Raw genomic sequence first — 21,589 nt, 5'->3', positions numbered from 1 at the left:
GAGAGATGCCCTTTTCTGTCTGATGTGAGCTGCGTTACTCGGCGCGCATGGCGGCGCCGGCGGCGGCCAGCAGCTCGCGCAAGATGGCGCGATGACAGCGGGACTCCTGCTCGCAGTAGCAGCCCACCGACAGGTTGGTGGTGTGGGAGAGGGCGGCCAGCAGCGCCAGATCGTGCCTGGCGGCGGGGGTCGCCAGCTCCGCCTTGTACTGTTTGCTGAAGGCGCTCCACTGGGCGGGCGTTTCGGCAGCCTGGCCCAGCTTCATGGTGTCGTTGCTGGGGGCTAGATTGGGGAACCAGACGTCGTACCAATCCTGGCTGGCAAACTCGGTTTTGGGCACGCCGCGGGGCGGGCGGCGCACTGTGCCGATCCGCAGTCCCTCGTCGGGCAGACGGGGTGTGCCGAGGCGAACGATGGCCAGTGCCATGCAGGCTCCTTGCAGTTGCGCTTATTTCTCGGTGGCGACTTTCAGCGCCTGACCGTAGCAGATCACCTGCTTCAGGCAGCCCGGGGTGTCGCTGAATTCGGCGCACTTGTCGAAGGTGACGCCGTTGCCGCCCATGTCGGCCACACGGCGGCGGGCCAGGGTGCGGGCCTCGCCGGCGTTGGGGATCGGCTGCTTGGCATCGCTCTGGCAGGACTCTCCTTCGACGGTGCCGAGGTAGAGGTAGTTGAGATCGGCCAGCTGGCCCTGTTCATAGATCTGAACGCTGCCCGGTTTGAAGTACTCGTCGAAGTTCTCTTTGTCCAGATTGCTGTTGAAGGCAAAGTCGGCGCAGCCGGAGGCAATCAGGGGCATCATCAGGATCAGGCGTTTCATCGTCTCGTATCTTGTGTCGGTGATGAGGACAGTAGCAAGGCGCAGGCGCTCCATGTCGGCATCTTGTGGAATAGCGAAGGGGCCATTATAGGGGCCAGTCGACGGTGGCGACCAGCCCCATTTTTAGCCGTATGGACGGGGTGTGACAAGGATCCGGCCACGTGTTGCCTGTGCAGCTTCACGCCGCCGGCAAAGATGACTTGCCTGCTGTCATGAGAGAGGGGCGCACCGGGCGCCCCTCTCTCGTTGCTCATCAGGCCGGCGCCAGCCGCTGATGCAGGCTGCGGTAGTAGTCGTCCGCCAGCAGCGTCTGATGGGGGGCGCAGAGGCGGATCTGCCCCTCTTCCATCAGGGCGATCCGGTCCATCTGCTCCAGCCCCAGCAAACGGTGGGAGATGAGCAGCAGGGTGCGATCTGCCCCCAGCTTGAACAACAGTTCCATGATCTCCCGCTCGGTCTGGCTGTCGAGCCCCTCGGTCGGCTCATCCAGCAGCCAGAGCGGCGCGTCGTGCAGCAGGGCGCGGGCGATGCCGATGCGGCGGCGCTCGCCACCGGAGAGCGGCCGGCCGCCATCCCCCAGCCAGGCATCGAGCCCGCTGTCGCTGTGGCCGTTGTCATCTTCCAGCAGGTTGGCGAGGCCGACCTGGGTCAGCACCTGCACCAGCTGCTCGTCACTGGCATGGGGGGCGGCCAGCTTGAGGTTGCCGCGCAGGGTATCGGCAAACAGGTGCACCCGCTGGCTCACCACCGAGAGAGAGGCGCGCAGCGCCCCTTCGCTGTAGTCGGTGAGCGGCTTGCCATCGAGCAGGATCTTGCCGGCCTGCGGGTGCCATTCGCGGGTCAGCAGTCCCATCAGGGTCGATTTGCCACAGCCGGTCTGGCCCAGCAGCGCCAGCTTCTCGCCGGCCTGCAGCTGGAGGGTGCAGCCGCGCAGCACCGGCTGCGGGTTGCCCGGGTAGCTGAAATAGAGGTCGCTTATCTGCAGCGCCCCCTGTTGTGCGTGGCGCTCTTCGTGGCCCCACTCGGGGGCCTTGGCCTCTTGCAGGATCTCGTTGAGGCGGCGGGCCGAGGTGAGGCTGGTGGAGAGGTGCTGGAAGGCACCGGCCAGCGGCATCAGTGCCTCGAAGCTGGCCAGGGTGGCGAACACCATCAGCGCCGTGATGGGATCCGGCGCAGCGCCAGCCACCCCGTGGCCGGCCAGCCACAGCATCAGGGTCAGGGTCCAGCCGCTCAGCAGTTGCACCGAGCCGTTGGCCAGCCCGCTCACCCGGGCCATGCGGGCCTGGGCCTGGATCAGCGCCTGCTCGGCCTGCTGCAGCTCGTCGCGCGCCCGGGGGGCGGCGGCAAACATCTGCAGCTCGGCCTGACCGTCCAGATAGTCCACCAGACGGGTACGCAGGCGCGATTTTTCCGCTATCAGCGCCTGTCCGGGCTTGCGACCGAGGAAATAGAACACCAGCGGCAGGGCAATCATGCCAAACAGCAGGATGGCGCCCAGGGTGAGTGCCAGCTCACTGTCAAAGAAGGAGAGAAAGAGCACCAGACCGGCAGTGCTGAGCAGGGCCGCACCTATGGGGGTAACCAGCCGCAGGTAGACGTGGTCCATGGCGTCGATGTCGGCCACCAGCCGGTTGAGCAGGTCCGCCTGGCGAAAGCCTGCCAGGGCGCCGGTGGAGAGCGGCGAGAGCTTTTGCCAGAACCAAACCCGCAGCCGGGTCAGCACCCGGAAGGTGGCGTCGTGGCTCACCACTCGCTCACCCCAGCGGCCGGCAGTGCGGATGATGGAGAAGAAGCGCACCCCGCCGGCCGGCGTCATGTAGTTGAAGTGATCGCGGGTGGCCGCCGTCAGCCCCGCCACGGCGGCGGCGGAGAGGAACCAGCCGGAGAGCGACAGCAGTCCCATCCCGGCCGCCAAGGTGACCAGGGCCAGCAGCAGACCGATGGAGAGGCTGAGCCAGTGCTGGCGATAGAGGCGCAGAAACGGCAAGAGATCAGTCATCGAGAGAACCCTCGTTACGTTGGGAGAGCAGGCGGGCAAACGGCCCCTGCGAGGTACTGAGTTGCTGGAAGTTGCCTTGCTCCACCAGCTTGCCACGCTCCAGCACCAGGATCTGGTCCATCTTGGTGAGCTGATCGAGGCGGTGGGTAATCATCAGCAGGGTCTGGTTGGCGATGACCTGCTCCAGCGTGGTCATGATGGCTCGCTCGGAGTGGCGATCCAGGCTGGCGGTCGGCTCGTCCAGCACCATCAGCTGGGTGGACTTGAGCAAGGTACGGGCCAGTGCCAGGCGCTGGGCCTGGCCGACCGAGAGGCCGCCGGCCTGATCCCCCACCGCATAGTCGAGTCCCTTCTCCATGGCGAACTCCCATGCCTGGGCCCGTTTCAGGGCCTCTTCCAGTTCGCCGTCACTGGCGGCGGGTTTGGCCAGCAGCAGATTGTCACGCAGCGAGGCGTGGAACAGCTGCGGGTTCTGGGAGAGCCAGCCCAGCTGCCTGCGCCACTGGCTCATGTCGAGGCTGGCCAGCTCCTGGCCGTTGACCTTGAGCTCGCCGCGATAGGGGGCAAAGCCGAGCAGGGCGTTGACCAGCGAGCTCTTGCCGGCGCCGCTGATGCCGATGAGGGCGGTGCGTGAACCCGCTTCCAGGGTGAAGTCGATGGGGCCGACCAGCACCTTGCCCTCGGCGCTCAGCACCTCCAGGGCGCGGGCTTCCACCCTGATGGGGGAGTCGGCATGGAACGGCGCATTGCCTGAGGCGGGTTCACTCACCTCGGCCTCGAGGAACTCCAGCAGCTGTTCGGCGGCGCCGATGGCCTGCGCCTTGGCGTGGTAGTGGGCACCGAGCTCGCGCAGCGGGGCGTAGAACTCGGGAGCCAGAAACAGCACGAACAGGCCGGTAAAGAGGGTAACTTTGGTGCCATAGTGGCCGAAGTTCAGGTGATCGATATAGGAGAAACCGAAGTAGACGGCCACCAGCGCCACCGAGAGGGCGGCGAAGAACTCCAGTACGGCGGTGCTGAGGAAGGCAAGGCGCAGCACCTCCATGGTGCGTTCGCGAAAATCTTCCGAGGCATCGCGAATGGCATCCCCTTCCGCCTGGGTGCGCATGAAGAGCTGCAGGGTGCGCAGCCCCTTGAGGCGATCGAGGAAGTGGCCGGAGAGACGGGCCAGCGCCTGGAAGTTGCGGCGGTTGGCATCGGCGGCACCGACCCCCACCAGGATCATGAACAGCGGAATGAGGGGCGCCGTGCCCAGCAGAATAAGGCCAGCGGCCCAGTTGACCGGGAATACGGCCACCAGGATCACCACCGGAATGAACACGGCAATCGCCATTTGCGGCAGGTAGCGGGAGAAGAAATCCTGCATGTTTTCAATCTGTTCCAGCAGCAGGCTGGCCCAGCTGCCGGCCGGTCGACGCTGGATGTAGGCCGGTCCCAACCGGCCGAGGCGGGTGAGCACCAGCTCGCGGATGGCCTGGCGCACCGCGCTGCCTGCCTTGAAGCTGGCCACCTCGCGGCCATAGGCCAGCACCGCCTTGCCGAGGGTGACCAGCAGCAGGGTAATGAAGAGGGGAATGGATCCCGCCGGGGTGGCGTCTTCGATGATGAAGCCGTGCAGCAGGGTGGCCAGCAGCCAGGCCTGCGCCACCATCAGGATGCCCTGCCCCAGGCCAAAGCCGATGGAGAGGCCGATCCAGCGCCGGCCGTGGCTCGATTGATTGCGCAACCAGCCATAGAGTCGTTTTTGCGTTTTTTTATCCATTACCACCATCCTCGCGTCGAGTGGCGCAAGACTATCCTCGCCCCCCAGGCTTGGCAACCTTGTAAATTCCGGCCGGTGAAAACGATTGATGGAAAAAGCGGCTTGCTGCTCATTAGTTGGCCGAACAGATTGATTTATGGTAAAAAACCGTATCGGGGTGATTGCGCTCGGCGGCAAAATGCATATAGTAGAGGCCCTGACGCGGGTGTAGTTCAATGGTAGAACGGTAGCTTCCCAAGCTGCATACGTGGGTTCGATTCCCATCACCCGCTCCAAATTCCTGATAATGGCCAAGGCCGTTGTCACATCAGCCGAAACGGCTGTCTGTCGTGGGGTTTCCCCATCACACCAAGCAAGTTTTGATGCCAGGCGGGCATCGTATAATGGCTATTACCTCAGCCTTCCAAGCTGATGATGCGGGTTCGATTCCCGCTGCCCGCTCCAGCCTTGATGCAAAAAGCCCACTCCTGCGAGTGGGCTTTTTGTTATCCGTTTCTGGGCGAGGCTCACTGCCTGACCGGCACTCCTGAAAGCAGTTGCAATGAAAAAGGCGCCATCGGCGCCTTTTCAACTCGGGAGGAGGGAGAGTTACTCCTGCTCCAGCTCGCCGCAGAAGCGATAACCTTCGCCGTGGATGGTGGCGATGATCTCGGGGGTGTCGTTGACGCTCTCGAAGTGCTTACGGATGCGGCGGATGGTGACATCCACGGTTCGGTCGTGGGGCTTGAGCTCACGGCCGGTCATCTTCTTGAGCAGCTCGGCACGGGTCTGGATCTGGCCCGGGTTTTCGCAGAAGTGCAGCATGGCGCGGAACTCGGAGCGCGGCAGCTTGAACATGTCTCCAGCCGGGCTGACCAGGGCGCGGCTGTTGATGTCCAGTGCCCAGCCGTTGAACAGGTAACGCTCCACCAGTTTCTTCTCTTCGCCACCGGCGGCCACGTTCATGGTGCGGCTCAGCAGGTTGCGGGCACGGATGGTCAGCTCGCGGGGGTTGAACGGCTTGGTGATGTAATCGTCGGCGCCGATTTCCAGACCCAGGATCTTGTCCACTTCGTTGTCGCGACCGGTCAGGAACATCAGGGCGATGTTGTCGTCCTCACGCAGCTCACGAGCCAGCAGCAGGCCATTCTTGCCCGGCAGGTTGATGTCCATGATCACCAGGTTGATGGTGTGGGCAGTCAGGGCCTGATGCATCTCGTCGCCATTGTTGGCTTCGAGTACGATATAGCCCTCTGCCTCGAAGATGCTTTTCAGGGTATTGCGAGTGACCAGTTCGTCTTCGACGATCAGAATGTGTGGTGTTTGCATGAGTATTCCCAGATTCTTATCAGTTAATTATCTAAATTTTAACACTCTTTGGCGTTACCCGACCGGTCCTGAAAATTAATTACGTCATCCTGGGTATGAATATCAGGTCGGATTATCGCGAATTTGGCATCAGCGTTGGCAAACATCCCTGTGCCACACATAGGCTCTCAATAAGTCTGATCGAGAGAAGCCTGGAAAGGTAGTCCATTACAAAAGTGGCTGCATTTTATCAGTTAACAGGCGCATAACAACACTCTTTGCCGTCAGATAGCAACTTTTTAACTCTGGTTTGATATAGGTCAAACCCTGAGTTCACAGCATGATACTTGGGGTTGCCCCCATTTTCGCCCCTATAAAATGTAATGGAATGTAACATGTGGTTGACATGAATTTGTGGGAAAACTACAGAAAAATCTGCTTTATTGCACCCTTTTCGGCGCCGAAATGGCCTGCTTACGCCATAGTGACGGCCTGGAGTCCGGCCAGTCGCCAGCTGGGAATGCGTCGCAATACCCGCCGTCAGCGGGCCCTGTGGCGGGCCATTGCGGCGGTTCCTCGTTGGCAGGTGATGGGACCTTGCCGGGGCAGTTCGCTGGATGAAACATGGCAGGAGTCGTCGCTGCTGCTGGCCTGCCCGCGCAGCGAGGCTATCCAACTGGCAGCCCGTTTTGGTCAGAATGCCATCTACTGGGTGGAACAGGGGGAGATCTGGCTGCTGCCGGTGTTGCTGACGGGGGAGCCACACCATCTGGGCAGAATTGAATCCCACTGGATTGTCAGGGGCTCTGCTTGATGAAAGAATGAGCGAATTCATGTCCATGGAAGGAGACTTATGATGCTGGATCTACTGCCCGATCTCTGCGACGAGTACGGCGATGCCCTGCAGGTGGCGGAGCCGCTGTTTCAAAATTTCGGTGGCAAGGCGCTGTTTCACGGCCAGGCGGTCACTCTCTCCTGTTACGAGGACAACAGCCTGGTACGGGAGCTGGTCAACCGACCCGGGCAGGGGCGGGTGATGGTGATCGATGGCGGCGGCTCCCTGCGCCGCGCTCTGCTCGGCGATCAGCTGGCGATCAAGGCGGCGGAGCAGGGCTGGGAAGGCATCGTGATCTACGGCGCCGTGCGCGACGTGGGCACGCTGGCGACACTGGCGCTGGGGGTCAAGGCGCTGGCGCCCTGCCCGGTCAAGACCGAGAAGCGGGGGCTGGGTGAGCTGGATGCGGTGGTGTCGTTTGCCGGGGTGACCATACATCCGGGTGACTACGTCTACGCCGATCTCAACGGCGTGCTGGTGAGCGCCACCCGGCTTATCTGATCTCGCTAGAAGTTGAAGCCGACCCCGACGCTGAGGGATTGTTCGGTGCGAAAGGCGCTGACACCGTAGTTGGCGGTGATGGCCAGTTGCGGGGTCAGCAGCAGGCTGGTGTTGAGCTCCAGCAAGGTGCTGGGCTTGTTCACCTCCAGCTGTTTGAGCTGGCTGCCGATGTTGAGCATGGGGGAGAGCTGGTAGCGCACCCCCGAGCTCAGGTTGTAACCGGATTGCTCGCTGCTGGGGCCGATGGCAGGGCCTGCTTCCATGTAGAGGCTGACGCCATCGTGCAGCGGATATTGATAGCCGGTATTGATGAGCCAGAGATCGAAACTGTCGTTGTGATGAGTCTGACTGCCGAGCAGCACGCCTGAGTAGCTTTTGACGTAGAGCTGGCTGTCGGTGTCGTTCTTGAGGAAATCCCAGTCGGCGGCCTGGGCGGTGAGGCTGAGGCATGAGACGAGTGCGATGACGGATGATTTGACCATTCTTTTCCCCTCCCTGGGTCCGGAACAGGAATACAAGCATGGCACATGCCAGCTGTTAGTAAAGGGAACCCCGATCACAATAAAACAGTTTTGATTTGCTCCGCTCTCATGATACACAGGCCCCCATCATCCTGTTTCTTCCCCTATTTCGCTGATATCGAGAGGTGAATCCATGAACAAGAAACTGACTCTGCTGGCCGCGCTGGCCCTGGGGGGCTGCGCCATGGCCACTGGTTCCAAACTGACACAACTGCAAGCCTCCACCTGGCAACTGCAAGGGGCGAGCGGCGACACCTTTACCCTGCAAGTCGCCGGTGACAAGGTGGCGGGCAAAGGCGGCTGCAACCGCTATTTCGGCAGCATTACCCAGCAGGGTGACGGCGTGCTGGCGCTGGGCCCCATGGGCTCGACCCGCATGATGTGCATGGGCGAGCTGGCCGGCAAGGAGATGCTCTACCTGCAGACACTGGAGAAAGTGGCGAGCTTCCAGATCAGCGGCCAGCAGCTGGTGCTGAGCGACGCCAACAAGGCGGCATTGCTCACCTTCGATGCCATGCCTGCCGCCAAGTAACTGACGTTTTTGTCAGAGGCTGTCGTAGCGCACGCAGCCGGATGCAGAAAGGGACGCCACGGCGTCCCTTTTGCTATTTGCACTCCCTTTTGCAACGAGGGCGGATCGGCTAGCCGCCGCGCTGGAACTTGAAGCGCTTCTTGCGCCGGTAGGGATAGACATCCTCAAACACCCCCTCCTTGATGTTGCTCTGCAGCATCTTCCAGTAGTTGGCGTCGAACATCTCCTTGTGCAGCGCCAGCATGATCTCGCGCACCTGCGGCTTTTGCAGCAGGAAGGTGGCGAACTCCTCGGGGAAGATGTCGTTGGGGGCCACCGAATACCAGGGCTCGGCGCTCCACTCGTCCTCGGGGTAGCGGGGTGGCGGGATCTGGCGGAAGTTGCACTCCGTCATGTAGCAGATCTCGTCGTAGTCGTAGAACACCACCCGGCCGTGGCGGGTGACGCCGAAGTTCTTGAACAGCATGTCCCCTGGGAAGATGTTGGCCGCCGCCAGCTGCTTGATGGCGTTGCCGTACTCCTCCAGCGCGAGCCGGGTCTGCTGCTCGTCCGCCTTGTCCAGATAGAGGTTGAGCGGGATCATCTTGCGCTCTGTGTAGAGGTGCTTGATCACCAGCTTGTCGGCGGTGATGGTGAGCGCCGAGGGGGCCACCGCCTTGAGCTCGGCCAGCAGCTCCGGCGAGATGCGATCGAGGGGAAACTCGAAGTTGGTGAACTCCTGGGTATCGGCCATCCGTCCCACCCGGTCGTGCTGCTTTACCAGCCGGTACTTCGCCTTCACCTGCTCGTGGCTCACGTCCTTGGGGGGGGTGAACTCGTCCTTTATCACTTTGAACACCACGTCGTAGGAGGGGAGGGTGAACACGCTCATCACCATTCCCTTGATGCCCGGCGCGATGACGAACTGCTCGCGGCTCTGGGCCAGATGGTGCTGATAGTGGCGGTAGAGCTCTGTCTTGCCGTGCTTCTGGCAGCCGATGGCGTTGTAGATCTCGTAGTCCGGCTTGTGGGGCATGATCTGGCGCAAGAAGGCGACGAACAGCGCCGGCACCGGGGCATAGACCATGAAGTAGGCGCGGGCGAAGCCGAACACGATGGAGGCGAGATCCGGCTCGAAGATGACGGTATCCACATAGATGCTCTGGCCGGTGCTGAGCAGGGGCAGGATGAAGGGAAAGACCTGCTCCCTTGCCCGGATCAGCCCCACCAGATAGGCCCCCTTGTTGCGGTAGAAGACCTCTTTCAATAGTTCGATGGCGAAAGGCTCATCGTGCAGAATATGCGGACCGTTCTCGGCAAGATGACGATGGATATCGACAATATCCCGCTGTTTGTCCTCATAGGGCAGGGTGAAGCTGTAATCCCCGAGCAGCTGGCTCAGGGTCTGCGGCAGGTGGGCGAGATCGGTGCGGTAGATGCGCAGCAATGCGCTCAGATCGGGCTTGTCACCGCGGCTGACGAAGGGGTGGATGTAGAGGTTTTCGTCGCGGATGTTGCGATGACGAAAGATGCGGCGGTAGACGGAGTTGAAGAAGGACTCCGCCACCTCGAAGTTCTCGCACTTGGGCAGCAGGTCGCTGAAGGCCCCCTTGACCCGCTTGAGTAGCTCCTGGGTGGCGTGGTGTTCTCCCATCATCTGGCGAATGGAGCCAGCCGTCGCCCCCACGTGGTGGTCATAGAGGCGGATGCGCTCGCGCCCCGCCAGCTGTACCCCCAGCCAGTCGCTGTTTTCAAAACGGCTCTTGCTGCCCTGGGTGATTTCGAGAAACCGACTGTAAAACGACTCGAAGCGTTGCAGAATCGTCTCGGCGACGGCCTGTTCCAATGGCTGCTGCATCTCTCTCTTCCTTGTGATCTGTCGGGCCGATGGCGCCTGGGATTGGCTGCAATTTGTCCACATTCCAGGCCACTATGGCAACATTCAAACGTCTGTTCAAGTGGCAATTTTCGGGTGAAAACGGTAGATTGCGCCCCTGTTTTGCCGACGTTCCGCTGTGGTTTGCACGTTCGGCCCTGCCCAGGAGAAGACCCGATGAAACTCTATTTTGTGCTGGTGGCCCCCGCCCGCCCTGCCAACGTGGGCGCTGCCGCCCGCGCCATGAAAACCATGGGCTTTGATGCCATGCGACTGGTGGCAAGCCGGGTGCACGAAGAGGAGGAGGCGAGCTGGGTGGCCCATGGTGCGCAGGAGATCCTGGCCCAGGCCGAGGCGTTCGACACCCTGGAGGAGGCGCTGGCCGACATGGATCTGGTGGTGGCCACCACTGCCCGCCAGCGCGGCCGTTATCAGCACTACCTCACTCCGGCCGAGATCCGTGACCAGATCAAGGCCAAGCCTTCCCTTGGCAAGGTCGCCATCGTGTTTGGTTGCGAGGAGTCGGGCCTCTCCAACGAGCAGCTGGCCCAGGTCGATCTCATCAGTTACCTGCCGCTCAAGGTGAGCTATCCGTCCCTGAACCTGGGCCAGGCGATCATGCTGTACGCCTACGAGCTGAGCCAGTTGCTCGATGAGCCCGAGGTGCTAGCAGAAAATATTGATAACGCCGGACAGGTTCGGGTGCTGAAAAGCAAAACAGCAGAAATTCTTGGTGATCTCGGTGTTTCGCAGGATGAAAAACTGCATCAATGGGTGATGGACCGAGTGCCCATGCTGCCGCAGCGGGATTTGAACATGCTCCATCTGCTCTGCAAAGACCTTGCCCGCAAACTTGGCAAAGAGGTTTAGGTTGACAGCCCGGCGCCCGGCGCGGTATTGCTAAAAGCCAGCTTCGTTCAAGAGTGTTCGTCATGCAGTTATTCACCAGCGTCATCACCACCACCATTATTACCGGTACCACCACAGGTGGCACTGGGGCCGGTTGATGCGCTGACGAACAAGCACAGAAATCAGAAAAAGGCCCGTACCCACCCAGTACGGGCCTTTTTTGTTGGGTTGTTTTCAGACAGTTTTCAGACCGATTAGCGGATCAATTTGCAGGGAATACAGGGAGATAGCGATGAGAGTGTTGAAATTTGGCGGGTCGTCACTGGCCGATGCAGAGCGTTTTTTACGGGTTGCCGATATCGCGGTGAATACCCACGGCCAATCCCAGGTTGCCCTGGTGTTGTCGGCACCGGCCAAGGTGACCAACCACCTGGTGGCCCTGGTGGAGCAGACCAGCCGCGGCATGGATGCCAGCAGCACCCTGTTTGAAATCAACGGCATCTTCTCCCGCCTGCTGGCCGGCTTGAAGGAAGCTTACCCGGCGCTGGATGACAAGGCGCTGCAGGCCCGTCTCACCAGCGAACTGGATCAGGTGGAGCGGCTGATGCAGGGCATCCGCCTGCTGGGGCTCTGCCCGGACAACGTGCAGGCTCGCATCCTGAGCCGGGGCGAGAACCTCTCCATCGCCTTCATGCACGAGCTGCTGCGGGTGCGCGGCCTCGAGCTGGACGTCATTGTGCCGGAAGCGCTGCTGGTGACCGACGGCGGCTACCTCGAAGCTCACGTCGACATCGAAGCCTCCCGCCTGCGCTTCGCCGCCAAGGGCCTGCGCTCCGACTGTCTCTACCTGATGCCGGGCTTCACCGGTGGCAGCGACAAGGGGGAGACCGTGCTGCTCGGCCGTAACGGCTCCGACTACTCCGCCGCCGTCTTGGCCGCCTGTGTCGATGCCGAGTGCTGCGAGATCTGGACCGACGTCGAAGGCTGCTACAACTGCGACCCGCGCCTGGTGCCGGACGCCTATCTGCTGAAAACCCTCTCTTACAAGGAGGCGATGGAGCTCTCCTACTTCGGTGCCAAGGTACTGCACCCGAAAACCATCGCGCCGGTGGCCCAGTTCCACATTCCCTGCCTCATCAAGAACAGCTTCAACCCGCAGGGGCCGGGCACCCTTATCGGCGTCGAGCAGGGGGATGACGACCTCAAGGTGAAGGCCATCTCGGATCTCTCCGGCATGTGCATGTTCAACGTCTCCGGCCCCGGCATGAAGGGGATGGTGGGCATGGCTGGCCGCATCTTCTCCGCCGTCTCCCGCGCCGGGGTCAGCATCGTCCTCATCACCCAGTCATCCTCCGAGTACAGCGTCAGCTTCTGTATCCACAGCTATGACTGCGACAAGACCCGCAAGGTGCTGGAGCGCGAGTTCGAGCTCGAATTCAAGAACCAGCTGCTGGATCCGCTGGAGATCATGCAGGATCTCGCCATCATCTCCCTCATCGGTGACGGCATGCGCACCTCCAAGGGGATGGCAGCCCGCTTCTTCACCTCGCTGGCCCAGGCCTCCATCAACATCGTCGCCATCGCCCAGGGCTCGAGCGAGCGCTCCATCTCGGCGGTGGTGCGGGATCGCAAGGTGGCGGAAGCCATCAAGGCCTGCCACCAGAACTTCTTCGGCAGCCAGCAGTTCATCGATCTCTTCGTAGTCGGCGTCGGCGGTGTCGGCGCGGCCCTGGTGGATCAGATTGCCCGCCAGCAGCCGGTATTGGCCGAGCAGGGCACTGGCCTGCGGGTAGTGGGCATCGCCAACAGCCGCCAGATGGCGGTCAACAAGGATGGCCTGAACCTCGCCAACTGGCGTGAACAGCTGGTGGAAGCCCGTGACAGCTTCAGCCTGGAGGCGGTGAAGAAGCTGGTGGAAGAGAGCCACCTCATCAACCCGGTGATCGTCGATTGCACCTCCAGCGAGGCCATCGCCGTCCAGTATGCCGACTTCCTCGCCGCCGGTTTCCACGTGGTCACCCCGAACAAGAAGGCCAACACCGGGTCGCTCGATTACTACAAGGCGCTGCGCCGCACCGCCCGCCAGACCCGTCGCAAATTCCTGTACGAGACCAACGTGGGCGCCGGCCTGCCGGTCATCGAGAACCTGCAGAACCTGATCAAGGCTGGCGACAAGCTGCGCGCCTTCGACGGCGTGCTCTCCGGTTCACTCTCCTTTATCTTCGGCAAGCTGGACGAGGGGATGGCCTTCTCCGATGCCACCAAGATTGCCCGTGGCAACGGCTTCACCGAGCCGGATCCGCGCGACGATCTCAACGGCATGGACGTGGCCCGCAAGCTGCTCATTCTGGCTCGCGAGGCCGGCATGGCGCTGGAGCTGTCCGATGTGGAAGTGGAGCAGGCGCTGCCGCCCGGCTTTGACGTCAGCGGCGATGTGGAAGCCTTTATGGCCCGCCTGCCGGAGGCTGACGGCTGGTTCCGCGACCAGTTCGCAGCTGCCCAGCGTGACGGCAAGGTACTGCGCTACGTGGGTTCCATCGAGGGTGGCAAGTGCAAGGTCGCCATCAAGGCAGTCGGCGCCGACGAGCCGCTGTTCAAGGTCAAAGACGGGGAGAACGCGCTCGCCTTCTTCTCTACCTACTACCAGCCGATCCCGCTGGTGCTGCGCGGCTATGGCGCCGGCACCGAAGTGACCGCCGCGGGCGTCTTTGCTGACGTGCTGCGCACCCAAAACTGGAAGCAGGAGTTGTAAGCATGAGTTCAGACATGTACCAGAGCAGCAGCGTGGTGGCCTATGCCCCCGCCTCCAGCGCCAACCTGAGCGTGGGATTCGATGTACTGGGGGCGGCGCTCGCCCCCGTGGATGGCTCTCTGCTGGGGGACAGGGTCCAGGTCAAGGCGGCCGATACGGCATTTGCTCTCTCTAGCGTGGGCCGCTACGCCCACAAGTTGCCGGCTGACCCGAAAAAGAACATCCTCCATGACTGCTGGCTCGCCTATGGCGAGGCGCTGGAGAAGCGTGGCCTTGGTCTCAAGCCGCTCGAAATGGTGCTGGAGAAGAACCTGCCGGTGGGCTCGGGTCTGGGTTCCAGCGCCTGCAGCGTGGTGGCGGCACTGGAAGGGCTCAACGCTTTTCACGGCGCGCCCCTCAATGAACACGACCTGCTGCTGCTGATGGGGGAGATGGAAGGGAAGATCTCCGGCTCCGTCCATTACGACAACGTCGCCCCCTGCTATCTGGGCGGCATGCAGCTGGTGCTGGAAGAGCACGGCGTCATCAGCCAGGGCATCCCGGTGTTTGACGAGTGGTACTGGGTGGTCTGCTACCCGGGCACAGTGGTCTCCACTGCCGCCGCCCGCGCCATTCTGCCGGCCCAGTATCGCCGCCAGGATTGCCTCACCTATGGCCGCCGGCTGGCCGCCTTCGTGCACGCCAGCTACACCGGGCAGGAGGGGCTGGCGGCGAGCGTACTCAAAGACGTGATTGCCGAGCCCTACCGCGCGGCGCTCATTGAAGGCTTTGCCGAGGTGCGGGCCCAGGCCGCCCAGAACGGGGCGCTGGCCACCGGCATCTCGGGCTCCGGCCCCAGCGTGTTCGTGGTGATGAAGGATCTGGCCCAGGCCGAGCGGATGAAGGATTGGATGGACGCACATTTCGTGCAGAACGAAGATGGATTTGCCCGGGTTTGCAAACTCGACATGGCCGGGGCACGGGTAACAGGAAGCGAGCTATGAATCTTTACAATATCAAGGACAAGAGTGAACAGGTGAGCTTCGCTCAGGCGGTGCGTCAGGGTCTGGGTCGCGAGCAGGGTCTGTTCTTCCCCGAGCAGCTTGAGCCGTTGGCCGATGTGGATGCCCTGCTGGATCTGCCGCTGGTGGAGCGCTCCGCCCGCATCCTCAGCCACCTGCTGGGGGACGAGGTGGCCGCACCTCAGGTACACGAGCTGGTCAAGGCCGCCTTCACCTTCCCGGCGCCGCTGGTGAAACTCAAAGATGGCACTTATGCCCTCGAACTGTTCCACGGCCCGACCCTGGCGTTCAAGGACTTCGGCGGCCGCTTTATGGCCCAGTGTTTGGCTGCGTTCAGAACCAACGACAAGATCACCATCTTGACCGCCACCTCCGGCGACACCGGCGCCGCCGTGGCCCACGCCTTCTATGGTCTGGAGGGGATAGAGGTGGTGATCCTCTACCCGAAGGGCAAGATCAGCCCGCTGCAGGAGGCGCTGTTCTGCACCCTGGGTGGCAACATCCGCACCATCGCCATCGACGGCGACTTCGATGCCTGCCAGGCGCTGGTGAAGCAGTCCTTCGATGACGAGGAGCTGAAAAAGGCCATTGGTCTGAACTCCGCCAACTCCATCAACATCAGCCGCTTGCTGGCTCAGGTTTGCTACTACTTCGAGGCGGTGGCCCAGTTGCCGAAAGCCGATCGTGCCAAGGCAGTCATCAGCGTGCCGTCCGGCAACTTTGGCAACCTCACCGCGGGTCTGATCACCAAGGCGCTGGGGCTGCCGGTGAAGCGCTTTATCGCTGCCACCAACGCCAACGATACCGTGCCGCGCTACCTGAAAACCGGTCAGTGGGATCCGCACCAGACGGTCGCTACCTTGTCGAACGCCATGGATGTGAGCCGCCCCAACAACTGGCCGCGAGTAGAAGAGCTGTGCCGTCGCAAAGGCTGGGCGCTGGAGACCCTGGGGTCAGGCATGCGTGACGATGCCCAGACTCGCGATGCGTTGCAGCGCCTGCACCAGCTGGATTACCTGTGCGAACCCCACGGCGCCATCGCCTGGGATCTGTTGGGCGAACAGCTGGCTGAGGACGAGGTGGGGGTGTTCCTCTGCACCGCCCATCCGGCCAAGTTCAAGGAGTCGGTAGACGAGATCCTGGGGCTGGACGTGCCGCTGCCCGGCCCGCTCGCCAAGCACGCCGTGTTGCCGCTCTTGTCCCATAACCTGCCGGCGGAGTTTGCCCCGCTAAGGGCCTTCCTGCTCGGTTAAGTTGATTGCCAATCCCCCGACCTCGGGGGATTTTTCTATCCGTTGTTTTCTATCCGTGACAGGGCGGGCAAGCCGCCTCCTATAAGGAGTGAAGATGAATCAGCATCCCCTTCGAACTCTTATCGAGACCTGCGATGCGGCCATCTCCCGGCGCGACTTCGACGCCCTGATGGCCTTCTACGCCGAGGACGCCACCCTGGTGGTCAAGCCCGGCATGGTGGTGCGCGGCATTCCCGCCATCCGCGGCGCCTTCACTGCCATCTCGGATTACTTTCAGGGACAGCTCAAGGTGAAACAGGGCGCCATGGAGGTGATCGAGGGGGCCGACAATGCGCTGGTGATCATGGAGACCCGGCTCAATTACCCCGATGGCCAGGGGAGCTTGACTGAGGAAACCCGCCGCGCCACCTATGTGTTTCGCAAAGAAACCGATGGGCAGTGGCGCTGCACCATAGACAACTCCTACGGCACAGCGCTGCTGGCCGCGGTGGATCCCGCGCCTTCTGCCTGAACGCTCTCTGGGGCTATCCCAGAGTGGGGGCTGCTACAAGCCCCCGAATGGCAGGCAATCAACAAGCTGCTGATATAGAAACACTTGTCAGAGGTTGCTGTGGTGCGGCGCCGGTTTGATGCAGGTTTTCTCCGCCATAGTGGCGGCGCGCAGAAGAATAAAAATCGTGGGAAAAAGCCGCCGATGGGGAATCCCTTGACCAGCCGCTCGGTGGCTGTTAATCAGGGTGCTGCATGAAGCCATCATGGACGAACAAGGTCGGCACCCTGCTCAGGGTTGGCGGCCGATGGCCGGATAATAACGGATCAGGGAGCAAACCATCATGTGGCCGTACCGAAGAGTCGTAACGCAATCCCTTAAGACCCCTCTGGTGATCGCCAGGGTGCTGGTTTATATCGCACTGTTAATCTTGTTGCCGCTGCCCTTGAGCATCTTCTCGGATTCTCTGGTCGGTGGCGCAATTGTTGTTCCTTACGCCGTCTCTGTGCTGCCTGTCAGCGTCGGGTTGATCATCATCTCCGGCTTTATGGCCATCCTGATCGCCAGGGTGGAGGCGCTCAAGAACCGCTGATAGCGAGCACCGGCGCAGACAGTTGCCCGCCAAACAGGATAAACAGGAAATAAAAATCCCCCGAGCGCGGGGGATTTTTATTGCTTCGATAGCGTGCTGCTTAATTGGCTTTGCCAATCACCTGAGGGCTCGCTTCGCAGAAGTCGTAACCGTCGCAGTACTGCACCTGATAGACATACTCCTTGCCCGGGATCAGAGGATTCTGGTCGCCATTGATGTCGATATAGCGATCGTCGTTGATACCGAGTTTGGCCAGCTCGACAAATTTCTGATCTTGCGGCTTGTCGAGTTTCTCGGCGCGGGAGATGCGGGTGTATTTAAGCTGACGGGTCGTGATGGCGCTGTTGTCGACATTGCTCCAGGCGAGCTGGACTTCGCTGACCAGATCATTGCTGGCCTTGATCCCGGCAGGCTGGTTGAATCTTGGGTACTGCACCTTGATGGTGGAGCTGGCGATGCGCAGTCTAAGGCTGGTCAATGAGTCGAAGGAGGCAATGTTGCTGCCGCACAGCGAGAGATATTTCGGCATCGCTTTGTCATATTTCGGCTGATCCTGTCCGTCATAGAAATGCATCGAGAGCTGGGTATCGCCGCTGGAGTAAGAGGTCGCCCGTTCGATGTTCTTGCGCTGGGACAACATGAAGTTGTCGGGTGATCTGCCGGCCCCGACGGAGAGGGTCATAAAGGTATAAGAGTCGCTGGTGGAGGGCTGATAGAGATTATTGGTGCCCCGCAGGGAGTAGCTGCGATATTTCGGGTCCGAATACATGTAGGAGTAAAGATCCATGGTACCGGCAGAGACGCCTCCTTCCGCATTGACGCCAGTGTCATTGAAGTTGTGTCCGAACAGCAGGGTCGCGCCTTGCGGGGTATTGAGGCGATACATCTGGCAGCCATCGATGATCCGCTGGTATTCCAGTGTGGCGAAGTGGTGGGCAATGGTCTGTTCGGCCATGGCAGGTGCAGCCAGCATGGTCAGAGCGGCGAAGAAAGCGCGTTTCATATTGTCGAGTCCCGAATAAAAAAGAGCGCACAGTCTAGATCAACTCAGTCATCAATTGTGCTCCATATGGGTATTGAATTGCCTCTCTTGACTGGTTTTCATACGAGGCTTTTTGTGGGTGAAAATTCAGCGGCATAGCTGCGTGAACCCGGTCATGGCGGTTGACCTGCCCGCACTCGCCGGGTTAGCCTCTTGGCTCTTCTGATATATGAGTACTTCCTCCGATGCGCATTTAACCTGTCCGCACCCCTCTTTTGATTCCTCTCCCGCCAGGGAGAACGGGTGCGTCTTACCGTGACAGGTTGATGCTGATTCCTTGTTTGTTTTCCCACTTGTGGACACGTGTCCCTGTCATTTGGCTTGGCTCTTGGCCTGCGGCTTCCGCATTGGCCCACAGGAGTTCAGATGACCCATATCGCATGTCATATCAACGCCTTGCAGCTGCCCTTCGGCGCCTGCACTGTACCCCTTACCTTCACTTTGCCCGCTGCGGGCTGCACCCTGATCGGCCGTAACGGCATCGGCAAGAGTCTGCTGCTGGAACTGCTGGCAGGCCAGCGCCGTGCGGCTTCTGGCAAGATTGAGTGGTTGACCCCCATCAGCTGGTTGTCCCAGTTCGCGCCCGCGCAGGCTCATGACGGCGCAGCCTGCGTGGCCGACGTGATCGGCTGGGGCGAGCCGCTGCGGGCCCTTGAGCGCATCGAGCAGGGGAGCGGCGCCCTGGACGATTTCGAGCGGCTGGCTGATCGCTGGAACCTGCGCAGCGATCTTGCCGACCTGCTGGCAGAGGCTGGCCTCAGACTCGATGCCCATACCCCGGTCAGCACCCTGAGCGGCGGCCAGCTCACCCGTTTGCGCCTGCTGGCGCTGTTTGCGAGATCTGCTCACTTTCTGCTGCTCGATGAGCCGGACAACCACCTGGATGCCAGTGGCATCGCGTGGCTGAGTCAGCGATTGGCCAGCCACAGTGGTGGCTATCTGCTGGTAAGTCACGACCGGCGTCTGCTCAATCAGGGGAGCCAGATTTTGGAGCTGGGCGAGCAGGGGCTGCAGAGCACCAGCCTCTCGTTTGAGGCATTCTTGGCGCAGCAGGCGGAGCTGCAGGCTGCCCGCAGCGCCCGACTGGCGCAGGCGGAGCGCCGTGAAAAGGCGGCGGCGCGCAGCGTGCAAAAGGTGCGCGAACAGGCGGCCAGGCGGGCCAGTCAGGGACGGCGCGAGCGCGGCTCCCAGGCCAAGATCCTGCTCGACTTCAAAGCGGAACAGGCGGGCAAATCCCTTGGCAAGGTGCTGGATCGCCACGAGCGGGGCCACAGTGCCCAGGTGGAGGCGCGTGCCGAGGCGGCAGCCGCACTGGCGGAGGTGCAGCCGCTTGTCATGCAGTGGCCGGCGGAAAGCGATCGCAAGGGGGCGGCCCAGCCGCTGGTGATCACGGCGGCGCGCCACAGGCGCTGGCATGATCAGCAGGTAGATCTGGTGCTGCAACGGGGGGCTCGCTGTCTGTTGGCCGGTCGCAACGGCAGCGGCAAGTCGAGCCTGCTGCAGATGCTGCGCAGTGAGTTGGCGCCCGAGGCAGGCAGTTTTCGCATCAATGGCCGGCTGGCGTGTCTTGATCAGGGGCTCAGCCTGATTGCGCGAGACCTCAGCCCGCTGGCCAACCTGCTGGCGGTTGCACCGACACTTTCCGAGAGCGACGCAAGAACCCGACTGGCGGGTATCGCGCTGCGCGGCGATCGCGCCCTGATGCCCTGTCATGGTCTGAGCGGCGGTGAGCGGTTAAAGCTGGGCCTCTTGATGGTGTTGGCGCAACAGCCCGACCTGCTGCTGCTGGACGAACCGGACAACCATCTGGATCACTCCTCGCGCCAGCTACTCACTCAGGTGCTGGCCGACTATCCGGGCACCCTGCTGCTGGTCTCCCACGATCCCGACTTTGTGGCCGGTGTGGGGATTGAAAGGGAGTATTGGTTGGAGGGGGAGAAGCAGGCGGTGAAAAGCGTATAAGCCTCTACACAAATTCAAGGAGTCGGTGGACAAGATTCAGGGTCTGGATGTGCCGCTGCCCGGCTCGCTCGCCAAGCATGCTGAACTGCCGCTGCTATCCCACAACCTGCCTGCGGAGTTTGCTCGCCTAAGGGCCTTCCTGCTCTGTTAAGTTGACTGCCAATCCCCGAGTTCGGGGGGGGCTATCCGTTGTTTTCTATCCGTGACAGGGCGGGCAAGCCGCCCCATATAAGGAATTAAGATGAGTCAGCATTCTCTTCGAACTCTCATCGAGACCTGCGACGCTGCCATTTCCCGGCGTGATTTCGACGCCCTGATGGCCTTCTACGCCGAGGATGCCGCCCTAGTGGTCAAGCCCAGCATGGTGGTGTGCGGTATTCCCGCCATCCGCCACGCCTTCGGGGCCATCTCGGACTATTTTCACAGGGCCAGCTCGAGGTGACACAGGGGGCTATGGAGGTGATCGAAGAGGCTGACAATGCGCTGGTGATCATGGAGACCCAGCTGTGCTATCCCGATGGGCAAGGCGGCCGGATCGATGAAACCCGCCACGTCACCTATGTGTTTCGTAAAGAGGCCGATGGGCTGTGGCGCTGTACCATAGATAACTCTTATGGAACGGAGTTGTTAGCGAAATAGAAGCGAAAAAGCGAAAAATAGAGACCTGTGATACTTCTCAGTACCACCAGTTTTTTATGAATTTGGTCACATCATTTGATGTAGTGCCTCTTAAAGCTCTAACCCTAGATTGTTTTGTATATCCATTTGTAACAGGATGTCTCTTAGTACTTTAGAACGAGCTTTTTTTAGAATAGCCTTTTTTTCTTTTGTTACTCCGATTCCTAATATAAAGTCATAAAGCATATCTGCTCGGTCACTATTTATTAGGTGTCTATACTTCATAAAATATTGAATCAAGCTGTTTATATCACTCTGATGCAGCTGATATCTTGCTTCTAGTTCAAAATCAACAGCACTTTTATCATGTGGTTTTATTTCATTCTTTGTTATGCATAAATTATGAGTGGAGTGATCTTGAAAAGATTGCAGGTCTACTTTAAATTTATATAAGTCATCGAATGATTCATGATATGGATGAGTATGTGTCTCTATAGTAAAGTCTTTTTCTTTTTTTATTGTTGCATTGCAATCATGACAGCTTGGGATTAGATTGTATAAAGATAAAGCGAGGAATGGGTACATCGATTTTGGATAGAAATGGTCTAGTTCAAATAACATTAAACTACTACCATTAATTCTGGTCTCCTTTTTTATGATGCCTATTTTATTATTGTTGCAGTATGGGCATACAGCTTCTTCAAACCCCATTTCTATATAAAGATTTCGACAAAAGGCAGAGCTCCTATACTGTGTGTACTTAAATATGTCAGTTAACAAAAGTTTCCCAAAATTAGTTTGTTGAATTTCCGCTCCATTATGTTTAAATAGATCTTCACTCCGCGAATTCAACTTCGAAGTGCGACACTCGCCTATGCCGCCTGACGGTACTCTTCGAATACCTTGACAGGCTGCCTG

General features: G+C 60.4%; 18 protein-coding genes, 2 tRNA genes, 3 pseudogenes and 1 other annotated feature. Of the genes and pseudogenes, 14 read left to right on the top strand and 9 right to left on the bottom strand.

Going from position 1 to position 21,589, the window contains the following annotated elements; genetic code table 11:
- Positions 1-34: 34 nt before the first annotated feature.
- The 4 genes from PG897_RS16680 to cydD all read right to left on the bottom strand — a co-directional run bounded on the left by PG897_RS16680 (position 35) and on the right by cydD (position 4,581).
- Positions 35-427: a DUF488 domain-containing protein gene (locus tag PG897_RS16680; protein WP_042052170.1), complete on the bottom strand. Its 393-nt coding sequence runs from the start codon at positions 425-427 to the stop codon at positions 35-37.
- A gap of 21 nt (positions 428-448) precedes the next feature.
- Positions 449-820 (bottom strand): Rcs stress response system protein RcsF, encoded by a 372-nt coding sequence (rcsF, locus tag PG897_RS16675; RefSeq protein WP_010633326.1) that lies wholly within the window; start codon positions 818-820, stop codon positions 449-451.
- A 253-nt stretch (positions 821-1,073) separates the two neighbouring features.
- A complete protein-coding gene (gene cydC / locus PG897_RS16670) occupies positions 1,074-2,819 on the bottom strand; it encodes a heme ABC transporter ATP-binding protein/permease CydC (RefSeq protein WP_043169934.1) in 1,746 nt (581 codons plus the stop codon).
- Entirely contained in the window at positions 2,812-4,581 is a 1,770-nt protein-coding gene (gene cydD / locus PG897_RS16665; protein ID WP_201882482.1) for a heme ABC transporter permease/ATP-binding protein CydD, read from the bottom strand. The genes cydC and cydD overlap by 8 nt, the downstream gene beginning before the upstream one ends.
- Positions 4,582-4,782: 201 nt before the next feature.
- Here cydD and PG897_RS16660 point away from each other — a divergent pair.
- Positions 4,783-4,856 (top strand) — tRNA-Gly (locus PG897_RS16660).
- Between the two features lie 94 nt (positions 4,857-4,950).
- Positions 4,951-5,025, top strand: a tRNA-Gly gene (locus PG897_RS16655).
- 144 nt (positions 5,026-5,169) lie between these two features.
- Here PG897_RS16655 and arcA read toward each other — a convergent pair.
- Complete coding sequence (gene arcA / locus PG897_RS16650; RefSeq protein WP_010633329.1) at positions 5,170-5,889, bottom strand: two-component system response regulator ArcA; 720 nt, start codon at positions 5,887-5,889, stop codon at positions 5,170-5,172.
- A gap of 376 nt (positions 5,890-6,265) precedes the next feature.
- Between arcA and PG897_RS16645 the strand changes: the two genes are divergently transcribed.
- On the top strand, positions 6,266-6,682 hold the full coding sequence (locus tag PG897_RS16645) for a DUF3293 domain-containing protein (RefSeq protein ID WP_201882481.1): 417 nt from the start codon (positions 6,266-6,268) through the stop codon (positions 6,680-6,682).
- Between the two features lie 42 nt (positions 6,683-6,724).
- Complete coding sequence (locus tag PG897_RS16640) at positions 6,725-7,204, top strand: putative 4-hydroxy-4-methyl-2-oxoglutarate aldolase (RefSeq protein ID WP_010633331.1); 480 nt, start codon at positions 6,725-6,727, stop codon at positions 7,202-7,204.
- Positions 7,205-7,209: 5 nt separating this feature from the next.
- Here PG897_RS16640 and PG897_RS16635 read toward each other — a convergent pair whose 3' ends face one another.
- A complete protein-coding gene (locus tag PG897_RS16635; protein ID WP_017765734.1) occupies positions 7,210-7,686 on the bottom strand; it encodes a hypothetical protein in 477 nt (158 codons plus the stop codon).
- Between the two features lie 172 nt (positions 7,687-7,858).
- Here PG897_RS16635 and PG897_RS16630 point away from each other — a divergent pair, with 172 nt between their 5' ends.
- The gene (locus PG897_RS16630; protein ID WP_010633332.1) at positions 7,859-8,257 is read left to right on the top strand and encodes an META domain-containing protein; all 399 of its coding nucleotides are present in this window, start codon (positions 7,859-7,861) and stop codon (positions 8,255-8,257) included.
- A gap of 109 nt (positions 8,258-8,366) precedes the next feature.
- Here PG897_RS16630 and aceK read toward each other — a convergent pair whose 3' ends face one another.
- Positions 8,367-10,094: a bifunctional isocitrate dehydrogenase kinase/phosphatase gene (aceK, locus tag PG897_RS16625; protein WP_043169940.1), complete on the bottom strand. Its 1,728-nt coding sequence runs from the start codon at positions 10,092-10,094 to the stop codon at positions 8,367-8,369.
- A gap of 195 nt (positions 10,095-10,289) precedes the next feature.
- Here aceK and PG897_RS16620 point away from each other — a divergent pair, with 195 nt between their 5' ends.
- The 6 genes from PG897_RS16620 to PG897_RS16595 all read left to right on the top strand — a co-directional run bounded on the left by PG897_RS16620 (position 10,290) and on the right by PG897_RS16595 (position 17,049).
- Positions 10,290-10,982: a tRNA/rRNA methyltransferase gene (locus PG897_RS16620; protein WP_017784804.1), complete on the top strand. Its 693-nt coding sequence runs from the start codon at positions 10,290-10,292 to the stop codon at positions 10,980-10,982.
- Positions 10,983-11,054: 72 nt separating this feature from the next.
- Positions 11,055-11,185 (top strand) — a sequence feature (Thr leader region).
- A gap of 68 nt (positions 11,186-11,253) precedes the next feature.
- Complete coding sequence (gene thrA, locus PG897_RS16615; RefSeq protein ID WP_043169943.1) at positions 11,254-13,713, top strand: bifunctional aspartate kinase/homoserine dehydrogenase I; 2,460 nt, start codon at positions 11,254-11,256, stop codon at positions 13,711-13,713.
- A gap of 2 nt (positions 13,714-13,715) precedes the next feature.
- The gene (gene thrB, locus PG897_RS16610; protein WP_017784806.1) at positions 13,716-14,696 is read left to right on the top strand and encodes a homoserine kinase; all 981 of its coding nucleotides are present in this window, start codon (positions 13,716-13,718) and stop codon (positions 14,694-14,696) included.
- Complete coding sequence (gene thrC, locus PG897_RS16605) at positions 14,693-15,967, top strand: threonine synthase (RefSeq protein ID WP_270829204.1); 1,275 nt, start codon at positions 14,693-14,695, stop codon at positions 15,965-15,967. The genes thrB and thrC overlap by 4 nt, the downstream gene beginning before the upstream one ends.
- A gap of 94 nt (positions 15,968-16,061) precedes the next feature.
- The gene (locus PG897_RS16600) at positions 16,062-16,478 is read left to right on the top strand and encodes a YybH family protein (protein ID WP_124250446.1); all 417 of its coding nucleotides are present in this window, start codon (positions 16,062-16,064) and stop codon (positions 16,476-16,478) included.
- A 322-nt stretch (positions 16,479-16,800) separates the two neighbouring features.
- Positions 16,801-17,049 (top strand): hypothetical protein, encoded by a 249-nt coding sequence (locus PG897_RS16595; protein WP_010633338.1) that lies wholly within the window; start codon positions 16,801-16,803, stop codon positions 17,047-17,049.
- Positions 17,050-17,149: 100 nt separating this feature from the next.
- Here PG897_RS16595 and PG897_RS16590 read toward each other — a convergent pair whose 3' ends face one another.
- The gene (locus PG897_RS16590; RefSeq protein WP_010633339.1) at positions 17,150-18,052 is read right to left on the bottom strand and encodes a hypothetical protein; all 903 of its coding nucleotides are present in this window, start codon (positions 18,050-18,052) and stop codon (positions 17,150-17,152) included.
- Between the two features lie 405 nt (positions 18,053-18,457).
- Between PG897_RS16590 and PG897_RS16585 the strand changes: the two genes are divergently transcribed.
- The 3 genes and pseudogenes from PG897_RS16585 to PG897_RS16575 all read left to right on the top strand — a co-directional run bounded on the left by PG897_RS16585 (position 18,458) and on the right by PG897_RS16575 (position 20,692).
- A complete protein-coding gene (locus tag PG897_RS16585; RefSeq protein WP_270829203.1) occupies positions 18,458-20,053 on the top strand; it encodes an ATP-binding cassette domain-containing protein in 1,596 nt (531 codons plus the stop codon).
- A gap of 10 nt (positions 20,054-20,063) precedes the next feature.
- Positions 20,064-20,204 (top strand): annotated as a pseudogene (locus PG897_RS16580) (threonine synthase); the annotation flags it as partial.
- Between the two features lie 90 nt (positions 20,205-20,294).
- A pseudogene (locus PG897_RS16575) lies at positions 20,295-20,692 on the top strand (YybH family protein).
- 90 nt (positions 20,693-20,782) lie between these two features.
- On the opposite strand, the pseudogene PG897_RS16570 reads toward PG897_RS16575, so the two are convergent.
- A pseudogene (locus tag PG897_RS16570) lies at positions 20,783-21,589 on the bottom strand (hypothetical protein); the annotation flags it as partial.

The organism is Aeromonas sp. QDB20, from assembly GCF_027707805.1.
GTDB lineage: Bacteria > Pseudomonadota > Gammaproteobacteria > Enterobacterales > Aeromonadaceae > Aeromonas > Aeromonas dhakensis.
This window is presented reverse-complemented; position numbering and strand designations above follow the sequence as displayed.